Below are 10,448 nucleotides of genomic sequence, written 5' to 3'. Positions count from 1 at the left end.
AAAACATAGCTCATCTTCGTCAAGAAATAAAAAAGCCCGCTTCGTCCGAAGCGGGCTTTTCTCACTTCCGGTATCAACAGATTAACCGAATGGCTCTGGTTACCCCCCCCCTTTTTTTATGGGAAATCGGGTTTGGCTACGGTATGAATGAGTGAAGAGGTGAGGCCATGCACTTTTCTGATGGTGTCGTTGCATACATCTGAAGATATCTTTAGAGCGATTCTTGGATTGATAAAACGCATTGGTTTTGATGATATTTGCCGGATATGATGGGGAACAATCTGGATTATTCTTCATCCAATAGGAGCTAGGCCGTTGAGCGCAGAAAAGAGCACTTCCCAGCAATCCTCAATGGAGGAACTGTACGACGAGGCGGAACACTGGCAGCTTAATACCGGCGAAGAGACCATTCATGCCAAGCGCATGAAAGGCAAATGGCGCAGCTATAAATGGTATGCAAATTCCTTCTGGCTGATCCTGTTTTTGGGTCCCTATCTGCGCTGGGGAGATCGCCAGGCAGTTCTGTTTGATATTCCCAACCGCCAGTTTCATATCTTCGGCGTGACCATCCTGCCACAGGATTTCTGGATGCTCTCCCTGACGCTACTGTTCTTTGCGATTCTGCTGGCTGTGGTGACAGCTCTGGCTGGACGTATCTGGTGCGGTTTTTTCTGCTTTCAGACTGTCTGGACCGATATCTATGCCTGGATTGAAGATAAGCTGGAGGGGGCTCCTCAGAAGCGTCGTAAACTCGACAAGGCGTCCTGGAATGTCAACAAGATCCGTATCAAGCTGACCAAGCACCTGCTATGGCTGGTTATCGGGTTCCTCACCGGTATCAGCTTTGTTGCCTGGTTTGTTGATGCCTTCCAACTCTGGGCGGATTTGATGAGCTTCACTCTGGGCTCGACAGCCATCATCTCCATTGCCCTGTTTACCGTGGGAACCTATGTGCTGGCAGGTTTCCTGCGTGAGCAGACCTGTTTCTGGCTCTGTCCCTATGCCCGTATTCAGGCGGTAATGATCGACAATACCACGGTAGTGCCAACCTACGACTTCCATCGTGGCGAGCCCCGCGGACGCGTGAAGAAAGGTGTTTCCGAAGAGGAGCGTACGACTGGCGACTGCGTCGACTGCAGCCAGTGCATCGCAGTCTGCCCGACTGGCGTCGATATCCGCCATGGCCAGCAGGAGGGCTGCATCATGTGCGCGCTCTGCATTGACGCCTGTGACTCGGTGATGAAAAAGCTTGGCCGGCCAACGGGGTTGATCCGTTACGAGTCGCTGGATGCCCTGAATGGCAAGGAAAATCGCCCGTTGCTGAAGCGTCCACGGGTCTGGGTCTACAGCATCATCATGACGGCTGCCCTGTTGGGGATAGGCTATGGCATGAGTACACTCGATGCGCTCGAGATAAAGGTGATTCACTCCCGTCAGCCGCTGTTCGTGCTGCAGAGTGATGGCTCGATCCAGAACAAATACACGCTCAAGATCCTCAACAAGATGACGGGCGACATACCGGCCAAGATCAGCATCAGTGGTATTGACGGAGCGATCCTGGTGGATGCCGACCTGGTGACAACTGCCCGGCACGGCAAGGTCACCCCGCGGACTGTCTTTGTGAGGGTGCCGAAAAAGCTGCTCAAGCAGGAGACGACACCGATCATCTTCCATGTGGAGGGGCAGCTGGGTGAAGAGCTACTGAAGGCCCAGCGAGAGAGTATCTTTATTGGTCCAAGGTACTGACTTCTATATACTAAGTAGGCTCCAGGGGCGGACCAGTGGTCCGCCCCTCTGTTTTTGGCTTAAGTGACGATTAGTGACGATATGGCAGACAAGAATTCCGCATGGCGCAGCCCCTGGGTGATCGGTTGGGTGGCGATGGTAGCCATCTTCTTCTCGATGAACCTGTTCATGATTTTCATGGCGGTGGATAACAACCCCGGCCTGGTGAATGAAGATTTTTATGAGCGTGGTCAGGATTACGAAGAGAACATGATGAAGCGGCGTGCCAATGATCCGGGCTGGCAGATGAAAATCCAGCTGCCGCGCAAGATCGATGTCGACCAGGTAATTGCCGCCCGTTTTACGGTCAAAGACAAGTCGGATCAGCCGGTGACGGTAGATCAGGTGATGTTCCACGCCTATCGTCCCTCGGATGCGGCAGAGGACTTCTCGGTACCGATGCTGCAGGTGGCGCCTGGAGTCTATGAAGCGGAACTGCGCTTTCCGTTGCTCGGCGCCTGGGACATCCTGGTCAGCGTGAAACGGGGTGAGGATGAGTTCAATACGCCCAAGCGGATCGGGGTCGGTATCGACTGGATGCCCTGAGAGTAGATGTTAGAGAGCCGGGTTTTGTCTAGCGAAACGCCTGATGGGACGATACCGGAGTCGGGTTGTTTCCACTGCGGCCTGCCGATACCGCCAGATGACGATGTGGTCGCCCGTATCGAGGACGAGCAGCAGCACTTCTGTTGTACCGGCTGCAAAGCTGTCTGTGAGGCGATCTACGAGGCGGGCCTCGAGGGCTTCTATCGACGCACCCCGGAGGACGCCAGCCTGGCGCCGCCGCCTGAACTGCCCAAAGAGCTCGCCCTCTATGATCTGGATGAGGTGCAGGAGGAGTTCGTTGGTGATCTGGGTGAACTGCGCGATATCCATCTACTGGTAGAGGGGATCCACTGCGCCGCCTGTGTCTGGCTGATCGAACACACTCTGCGCGCCATGCCAGGGGTTGCCCATGCCAGTGTCAACCTGTCGGGAAAGCGGCTGCATCTCAAGTGGCATAACCAACAGCTGAAGCTCTCCCGCATCATCGAACGCCTGGGGCAGATCGGCTATGCGGCGGTGCCCTACGACCCCGAAGTGGCCGAGGGCAAGCTGAAGCGGCAGAATCGTAATCTGCTCTACCGCATGGCATTTGCCGGCTTCGGCATGATGAACCTGCTATGGATCTCGATTGCACTCTACTCAGGTGCGGACCAGGGTGAGTTTCGCGGCATGTTTCACTGGGTCGGCTTTGCCCTGGCGACACCGGTCTTGCTCTACTCAGGCCATCCGTTTTTCAAAGGCGCCTGGGTAGGTCTGAAGAACTTCCACCTCGGCATGGATCTGCCGATCGCCATCGGCGCCTCCATCACCTACCTCTATTCAGTCTATGTGACTCTCTCCGGCTCGCAGTTGGGAGATGTCTACTACGATACGGTGGTCAACTTCCTGTTTGTGATACTGGTTGGCCGCTATCTGGAGGCGATCTCAAAGCGCCAAGCGGTGGCCTCCACCCAGCGCTTGCTCGATCTGCAGCCGCGAGTGGCGACAGTGCTGCGCGATGACCAGGAGGAGCTGGTGCCGATCCGCGCGGTGAAACGGGGCGAACTGGTGCTGGTGCGTCCTGGCGAGCGAATTCCGGTGGATGGTACGATCGTCGAGGGAGAGAGTGCCCTGGATGAGGCGCTGCTGACCGGCGAGTCGCTGCCGGTGGAGAAGGGGGTCGGCGCGTCGGTCTCAGCCGGCACCATCAACGGCCACGGCATGCTGAAGATTGAAGTCGAAGGCGCGCTCAAGGACACCGCGCTGGGGCGCATCATCCGTCTGGTAGAAGAGGCACAGGCCTCCAAGGCGCCGATCCAGTGTGTCGCGGACCAGATCGTGCCCTGGTTCGTGGCGGTCACCCTGGCGCTGGGCAGCGCCACCTTTCTGTGGTGGTTGCAAACCGATTTTGAGGTGGCCCTGCTGGCGGCCACCTCGGTGCTGATTATCACCTGTCCCTGCGCCTTTGGTCTGGCTACGCCGATGTCGATCGCGGTGGCATCCGGCCTAGGGGCCAAGTATGGCATCCTGGTGAAGAACGGCGAGGTGCTCGAAAGCCTCTCCAGCATCAATCATGTCGTGTTCGACAAGACCGGCACCCTCACCGAAGGGCGTATGTCGTTGGTGGCGGTTCACAGCGAAGCAGGCCGCTGGCAGATTAGCGACGATGAGTCGATGCCCGAACCGCTCGTCGATCTGCTGCGCCAGCTGGCGGCACTGGAGCGCTACTCGGAGCACCCCACGGCACAGGCGATCCTCAGCTGGGTGGAACAGCAGGGCGGCGACTACCGCAAGATTGCGGTCAACAGTTTCAAAAACCACCCAGGCATGGGGATCAGCGGCGAAGTGGCCGGGCGCGAGTTGATCGCAGGCAGCGCTGCCTGGATGGAGCACTCAGGGGTAACGCGTCTGAGTCATTTGGATCAGGCCGAGCAGGAGTTTCAGGCCCAGGGAGTGGGGGTGATCCATCTGGCGCTGGATGGCAAAGAGCAACTGCTGATCGGCATCGAAGATCGGATCAGGCCCGACGCGCCGCAGCTGATCGCTGACCTGAAGGCGGAGGGGATGCAGCTGACCCTGCTGAGCGGTGACCGGCGCCAGACGGCGGAGGCGATCGCTGAGCGTCTGGGCGGAATGGAGGTGATCGCCGAGGTGCTACCCGAGCAGAAGGATCAGGTGATCGCCGGACTGCAGCGGGACGGCCACAAGGTTGCGATGGTGGGGGATGGCGTCAATGATGCGCCGGCGCTGGTACGCGCCGATGTCGGCATTGCCATGGGATCGGGCACCGATGTCTCCATCGCCAGCGCCGATATCGTGCTGATGAGCAGCGAGCTGGAGAAGGTGCGGCTGGCGACCGGGTTGTCGCGGCGCACTCTGCGCACCATCCGCCAGAATATCGGGATCTCGATCCTCTACAACATCATCATGGTGCCGCTGGCGATGGCGGCGGTGGTGACACCGCTGGTGGCGGCGATCTCGATGCCGATCAGCTCGCTGGCGGTGATCAGCAATGCGGCCCGCATTCGCACCCTGTTCCGCGGTGTCGACTCCCGCTAAAATTATTAGATTAACTTGGGGGGTATTGGATGGAAGTTATCTATGGTTTGATTCCGGGCATGATCTTCCTCGGCCTGGTGGCGGTGGTGGTGTTATTTTGGGCCGCCCGCAGTGGGCAGTTCGATGACCTCGAGGGTGAGGCCCACCGTATCCTGATGGACGATGACGCTGGCCCGAAGAAGAAACGCCGCTCCCCGGAGCGGCGTATGCCCGATGCTGAGGATCAGGACGAGGGTTGAGCGGCGTTGTTTTTGATCGATTCGATCAGCGCTTCTACCTCTGCGGGGTTGGTGTACTGCAGCACCTCTTTACCCTCCGGGTTGAGGCTGATACTCAGGCCCTGCGCCGGATAGATCCAGTGCATCACCCCTGAATCACCCTCCGGGATCTGCGAGTCGGGCTCGCCAAATCGGCTGCGGATCAACGCCTCGTCCAGGTTGGTGACCGGGATGTAGTTGATCAGCTTGATCGGCAGTTGTGCCACCTGTTGCATATCCTCAAAGGCGAGATCGACCTTGCTGGTCATCTCTGTAGTGCGGGCGATGCGCGCCCCCCGTTCATAGAAGCCCTGCAACTGACTCTCGTCGGCCTCCAGTACGAACACAAAATCGGCCTTCAGGCCACTCAGCGCCATGCGTTCGAAATAGGCCTCCAGCACCGGGGCTTCGCCCTTGGAGATGAAGAGTGAGACCTTGCCTTCATCCCTGAGCAGATGACGGGCATCCGCCAGGGTGCTCTTGCCCAGGGTGAGGCCGAACACGCGGGAGTTGCCCAGCGCATCCAGGCTGATCCTCCAGGGGAGTTTGGGTTCTGCGTCAGGGGCCTTCCCTCCGGGCAGCATGATGGCCAGGCTGACGGCGATGAGAGTGGCGGCAAGGATTCCGAAGAGGATTTTTCTATCCATCTGACTCTGCTAATGGCTGGTAATTGTGGAGGCGGACGAGAGCAGGTCGATGATCCCGGGTCCGCCGGCAATGGGGGATTCTACAACGCTAGGCCCGCTTTGGCTCTTGTCAATTTGCAAGGGGTGCGCCGGCGGGGATGCAGAAGTCGATGGCGTGAGATGAAATTTCCGGTTGCGATATGGTAACTTGGGTTGCCTGACCCCGTTCCCCTGCTGAGTTACCTGAGCCCGATGAAATTCGAGATATCCGAAGCGGCTGCACACAAGGCGAAGATTCCCCATGAAGTCTTCCTCACCAACCTGATTGGCAACCACATCCTCTGGTTTGTCGCCTCGCTGGGGGTGGCGCGCTCCTTCTGGCAACCGGTCGCATTGGTACCCGTTGTGTCGCTCATGACGCTCTTCTATACCCTGTGGCGGGCACGCCGCTCGTGCCAGGTCGATGAGTGGTATGTGATGTGCCACTGGCAGCTGGCTGCGGCCCGCAGCCGTATCTTTCTTGGCATGATCATGTTCGCCCTGCTGGTGTGTTTTGCGGGATGGATCGGCTACACCTACTTCGGCATGATGGAGGTGGCGGTCTACGCGGTAGTCGGAGGGGGCAGCATCCTGCCGGTGATGGTGACCGTGCTGATCCTGATCATCATGGAGTCAGATGCGCTGCACCAGACCGACCAACAGAAGATGCCCCGCAGCCTGCTGCTGAAATATCCCAAGCCTGATGGTGTGGTGACGCTCGCAGAGCCGGAGAATCAGCCAGGAACCTAACGGATGATCAGTGCGGCGGCGACCTGCCGCCCCTCGCTGACCAGGATGTTGTAGGTGCGGCAGGCTGCCGCGGTGGACATCGACTCCAGACCGATTCCTCGCTCTACCAGCAGCCGCAGCAGCGATGGGTGGGGGAAGGCGTGGCGATCGCCGGTGCCGAGTATCACCAGCTGCGGTTCAAGCGCCACGGCTGCTGCGAAGTCATCCTCGCACAGATCTTCGAAACGCTGTGGCCGCCACTGCTCGATAATCGTCGCCGGCGTTATAATCAGGCTCTCTTCAAATGCGATCCCGTTGATCGAGATACGCTCTTCTGAATAGGCGCGTATCACGTTCTGGCCGCTGCTTATATCCTGAGTGAATTTCATGGGGCGACCATACCCGATTTTGCGGAGTGGCTGAAGCGGCTCCGGCAGGGCCATCTATTTGCTGGCTGCTTCAATCTTTGCGCAACAGTGCGGTGGCCTGCTCCACCGGCATCGGCCGGCCGCATAAATAGCCCTGTATCTCGTCACAGCCTGTCTCACGAAGAAAACCTTTCTGGATCTCGTTTTCCACACCCTCTGCGATGACCTCCAGGCCCAGTCCGTGCGCCAGATAGACCGTGGCGCGGATGATCGCCTCGTCGTCGGGATCGCGTCCCACGTCATTGACGAAGGTACGGTCGATCTTGAGTCGGTTCAGCGGGAATCGCTTGAGGTTTGCAAGTGAGGCGTGACCGGTGCCGAAGTCGTCGATGGCCAGCTGCAGGCCCAGTTGCGACATGGCCAGCAGGTTGTGGCTGGCGACACTGGCCTCTTCGATGACGGCGCTCTCGGTAATTTCGCACTCAAGGCGGCTGGCACGGGCGCCGGTGGCTGCCAGGACCTCGGCGAGGGAATGCCCCAGGTGATTGTGCATTAACTGGCGTCGTGAGATGTTGATGGCAAGCCTGCAATACTCCAGCTCCTCCTTATCCCATGCGGCGGCCTGCTCACAGGCGCTGTGGAACACCCATAGACCGATCTCGTCGATCAGGCCGCTGGTTTCGGCGATGGGAATGAATTCACCGGGCGATATCAGGCCGCGCCCAGGAGAGCGCCAACGCACTAGGGCCTCGAGGCCGGTCAGCTGCCCATCCGAGAGTCTGAATTGAGGCTGGTATTCAAGAAACAGCTCATCGTTGACTATTGCTCGTCGCAGCTGTCGTTCCAGACTGAATGCTGCCTGATCACGTTGGGAGATCGCATGGCTGAACAGGCGGTAGCAGTTGCGTCCAGCGTTCTTGGCCGAATACATAGTGGCGTCCGCCTGCCTGATCAACTCACTCCCGTCGTTACCGTGCAAAGGAAACAGGGTAATGCCGATGCTGGCGGTAATGTCCAGATCGTGCCCCTGTACAAAGAAGGGTGCGGAGAAGCGCTGCAGGATCTTGTCGGCGATATGTTCTGCGTCGGCCTTGGAGTCGATATCCTCGATCAGCAGGGCGAACTCGTCACCGCCGAGGCGCGCGATGGTGTCCTCCGTCCGGCACACCTCTTTCAGTCGTCCGGTTACCTGTTTGAGCAGCTCATCGCCTACGGCATGGCCAAGTGAATCGTTGATGATCTTAAAACGATCGAGGTCGAGGAACATGACAGTGCCGGCATGGCCGGTGCGGGTTGCGCGGCTGAGGGCCTGGTCGAGTCTCTCTTCGAATAGTTTGCGGTTCGCCTGGCCGGTGAGCGGGTCGTGGGTGGCCATGTGCTTCAGCGCTTCGCGCGAGCGCCTGAGTTCGCTGATATCTCGCACCAGGCAGATTACGGTTTGTTTGCCGTTGACCATCAGTTCCGTGGGCATTATGCGGGCCTCGAACCAGTCGGAACCGGATGGAATGTTGAGGTTGTACTCGATGACCTGCAGGGTCTGGCTCTGCAGGGCCTTGTGGATCGTGGAGAGGAACTGCTCCGCCATTTCGGGCGGGAAGATGTCATGGATCGTCTTACCTTTAATCTCCTCCGCAGGTCGGTAGAGCAGATCATTGCGCGCGGTGAGCACCTCCAGATAGAGGCCATCCTCATCGTTGAGAAAGAGCAGATCGTGAAGCGCGCCGACAATCGCGTGCAGGCGCGTCTCGTAGGAGGATTTTTGGCGTTGGTAGAGGGTCTGCATCTCCTCCGAGGAGAGGGTGAGCGAACGCTCCAGTGTGTAGCGATCCTGGTCGGCGTCGTGATAGGCCTGGTCGATTCGGGATAATAATTCCTGCCAGGATGCGGGTTCAGGTGGCTGGTCGGGGCTCAGACTGAGTTTGCGCAGCTGTCGTGTGAGCAGCCGGTGGAGCTCTTCGTTCACTTTTCCCAAAACAGGCTCAGGGTCATGGTCTGATTATGCAGGTCGCAGCGCCCGCTCGCCAAGGGTGATATCTCTCCATAGGAGTAGAAGCCGATCTGCTCGGTGCCTTGCGGCAGGCCGTCTAGCGAGGCCTCGATCTCCTCCTCGGTGCGCTGGCCCAGCACCAGCCTGCGCCCGACACAGCTGATTGCCACACTGAGTAGAGGGCCGCCAGGATAATCCTGTAGCGTGACGCTGTCGGCCGCGTCGGCTGCACCGTCGATCAATCGCTCGAAATTCGCCCGCATCAGGCGCACATAGCTGCCTTGGGGGATGTCGCCGGCGAAGGTGATGGCGTTTTTGGTCTCGTCGACGGAGAGGATGGTGCGCACCGTCCAGCCATCCTCTTCTAGATCGTTGCGGATCGCCAGGAGAAATAGCAGCCCAGTGGCTGGCAGGCCCGCCGCGCGTTCGCCCAGAAAGCGTTTGTAGAGTGTCAGCGCCGGTTGGCCGTCCAGAGAATAGAGCACATTGCCTTCGGCGCGAGTGACCTCGCGCTCCACGCCTAGCACATCCCATCCACCGCGTGAGCCGTGGGCGATGCCAACATGTTCGCCATACAGTCCGACCGCGACGATATGGTGGGAGCGGGGGTGCTTGTCCACCACTACCCAGGTCTTCTGGAAGCTATCGCCATCACCGGCCAGCCCGCCCGTGATGATGACCTTTTCCGGCAGGCTCTCAGAGAGCCCCTTGACGAGTTCCGAGCCGTTGACCTTCAGGCCGTCGGAGAGCACGAACACTCCTTTGAGGTCCGGTGCTGCCAATGATTGCGTCAGATGTGTACCCGCCTCGAAGGAGGCATGAGTATCGTCGATTTCACGCACCGCGCAGCGCAGTTTGGTGTGGGCGAACCTGAGCACAGCCACGGAGAGGGTGTGGTCGCTGAGCGTGGGGCCGAGGATCTCGCCAGCCGTTGAGCAGCCGATCCAGATCGCCTGCGGAAAGGCTGTGCGAAGATTATCCATGCCCGATGCCAAGGCATCGATGTCCGATGTGCCGAACAGGATCAGCCATGTCTGGTCGGAGTCCAGAGTGGGATCTAACGGCTTATCCCATCCACGGTCAGGTGAATACTGATAGGTGGAGAGTTGCATGGGAAATTCTTCTGTATGGGCCTCAATATCCCTGTCTGCGCGGCGGGAATGCGAGCATCTGCCCTGAGTGCCTGTCTCACAGAGGCGGCGTGGCTTGGTGATTCGCTAATGGAATGAAGGTATTACGGAAGGGCGAGGGGGTCAAGATGCGATGACGAACTTGCGCTGGTCGGTCTGGGGTGGTGTGGCAAGTGGTCCGGCGAAGTAACAACCACAGTGAAAAATAGGGGAGGGAAGAGTTGGTGGTAGGGCAAAAAGGACAGACCATGTTTTCATTTTAAAAACGTGGTTTGCCCCTATTCTGGCCATCAATCGAGCCTGATCTAAATGGCACTAAGTTGTAGTAGTCGGGACTTAATCTGATAGTTACCGATTTCGATGGCGTGACTGTCAGGTCAAATTCAGCCGATGAATTTTTCCTTCCAGATTTGTTTCCCGTCTTCCAGCGTGGCCAGCGGCGT

9 protein-coding genes are annotated in these 10,448 nt (G+C 58.6%); 5 read left to right on the top strand and 4 right to left on the bottom strand.

Features of this window, described 5'->3' with window-relative positions; genetic code table 11:
- Window positions 1–351 precede the first annotated feature (351 nt).
- The 4 genes from ccoG to ccoS all read left to right on the top strand — a co-directional run bounded on the left by ccoG (window position 352) and on the right by ccoS (window position 5,108).
- A complete protein-coding gene (gene ccoG / locus Ga0074115_RS15020; protein WP_060528685.1) occupies window positions 352–1,746 on the top strand; it encodes a cytochrome c oxidase accessory protein CcoG in 1,395 nt (464 codons plus the stop codon).
- 81 nt (window positions 1,747–1,827) lie between these two features.
- A complete protein-coding gene (locus Ga0074115_RS15015; RefSeq protein WP_060528684.1) occupies window positions 1,828–2,331 on the top strand; it encodes a FixH family protein in 504 nt (167 codons plus the stop codon).
- 6 nt (window positions 2,332–2,337) lie between these two features.
- Complete coding sequence (locus Ga0074115_RS15010) at window positions 2,338–4,869, top strand: heavy metal translocating P-type ATPase (protein WP_057957185.1); 2,532 nt, start codon at window positions 2,338–2,340, stop codon at window positions 4,867–4,869.
- Between the two features lie 29 nt (window positions 4,870–4,898).
- Window positions 4,899–5,108, top strand: coding sequence for a cbb3-type cytochrome oxidase assembly protein CcoS (gene ccoS / locus Ga0074115_RS15005; RefSeq protein WP_057957186.1), 210 nt, complete (start codon window positions 4,899–4,901; stop codon window positions 5,106–5,108).
- Here the strand turns inward: ccoS and Ga0074115_RS15000 are convergent.
- Window positions 5,093–5,773: a hypothetical protein gene (locus tag Ga0074115_RS15000; RefSeq protein WP_057957187.1), complete on the bottom strand. Its 681-nt coding sequence runs from the start codon at window positions 5,771–5,773 to the stop codon at window positions 5,093–5,095. The two genes, ccoS and Ga0074115_RS15000, sit on opposite strands and share 16 nt — an antisense overlap.
- A gap of 231 nt (window positions 5,774–6,004) precedes the next feature.
- Here Ga0074115_RS15000 and Ga0074115_RS14995 point away from each other — a divergent pair, with 231 nt between their 5' ends.
- Window positions 6,005–6,541, top strand: a complete 537-nt coding sequence (locus Ga0074115_RS14995) for a hypothetical protein (RefSeq protein ID WP_060528683.1) — start codon at window positions 6,005–6,007, stop codon at window positions 6,539–6,541.
- Here the strand turns inward: Ga0074115_RS14995 and Ga0074115_RS14990 are convergent.
- From Ga0074115_RS14990 to Ga0074115_RS14980, 3 genes are all read right to left on the bottom strand, one after another.
- A complete protein-coding gene (locus tag Ga0074115_RS14990; RefSeq protein ID WP_060528682.1) occupies window positions 6,538–6,909 on the bottom strand; it encodes an Mth938-like domain-containing protein in 372 nt (123 codons plus the stop codon). The genes Ga0074115_RS14995 and Ga0074115_RS14990 overlap by 4 nt on opposite strands.
- 70 nt (window positions 6,910–6,979) lie before the next feature.
- The gene (locus Ga0074115_RS14985; RefSeq protein ID WP_232433146.1) at window positions 6,980–8,851 is read right to left on the bottom strand and encodes a putative bifunctional diguanylate cyclase/phosphodiesterase; all 1,872 of its coding nucleotides are present in this window, start codon (window positions 8,849–8,851) and stop codon (window positions 6,980–6,982) included.
- Complete coding sequence (locus Ga0074115_RS14980) at window positions 8,848–9,987, bottom strand: FIST signal transduction protein (RefSeq protein WP_057955393.1); 1,140 nt, start codon at window positions 9,985–9,987, stop codon at window positions 8,848–8,850. The genes Ga0074115_RS14985 and Ga0074115_RS14980 overlap by 4 nt, the downstream gene beginning before the upstream one ends.
- Window positions 9,988–10,448: the final 461 nt, after the last annotated feature.

Origin of the sequence: endosymbiont of Ridgeia piscesae (assembly GCF_001443665.1) — a bacterium.
GTDB classification, from domain to species: Bacteria; Pseudomonadota; Gammaproteobacteria; order Chromatiales; family Chromatiaceae; genus Endoriftia; species Endoriftia persephonae.
The sequence above is the reverse complement of the archived record's forward strand: the minus strand, read 5'-3'. Positions and strand labels throughout refer to the sequence as shown.